This window comes from Mesorhizobium sp. M7A.F.Ca.ET.027.02.1.1, assembly GCF_004022985.1.
GTDB lineage: Bacteria > Pseudomonadota > Alphaproteobacteria > Rhizobiales > Rhizobiaceae > Mesorhizobium.
Map to the genome: position 1 here is coordinate 1 of NZ_RZOL01000965.1, position 420 is coordinate 420.

At 58.8% G+C, this 420-nt stretch carries 1 protein-coding gene; it reads left to right on the plus strand.

The features are described from left to right. A partial coding sequence (locus tag EN749_RS37250) for a DUF6363 domain-containing protein (RefSeq protein ID WP_210214783.1) occupies positions 1 to 407 on the plus strand: 407 nt, incomplete at its 5' end. Positions 408 to 420 lie beyond the last annotated feature (13 nt).

A 420-nucleotide genomic window follows, 5' to 3' on the forward strand; every position in this document is an offset into this window, starting at 1 on the left:
CCCCGCAGTGGTTTAAACGGATGGAGCGCTGGTTGGGCGACAGCAGCCTGCAGCCGCTGGTGAACATCGCGAAGCAGCATGAAACCACCTACGGTGCGATGCAGCGTTTCATTGAAAAACCGCCGGGTAAGCTGCGTATTTTTGAAATCTATCCGCCTAAGCCGCTGCTGAGCATGGCCCTGGGCAGCCGCGTTCCTGCGCTGCGCATGGATTACAAAACGGGGCGGCTGTGCGGGCGCTATTTCCTGGCGACGGTGGGCAAAATGCTGGCGGAGCAACCGCCGCTTCATCGCCATAAACGCATTATTATGCCGCCTGCGATTGTCGCCAACGACGCCCTGACGATGCCGCTGGTGGATATTCCGCAGGCGAATGACGCTTTACTGGATAACGAGGATCTGGCGTGACGCACCGCTTTGT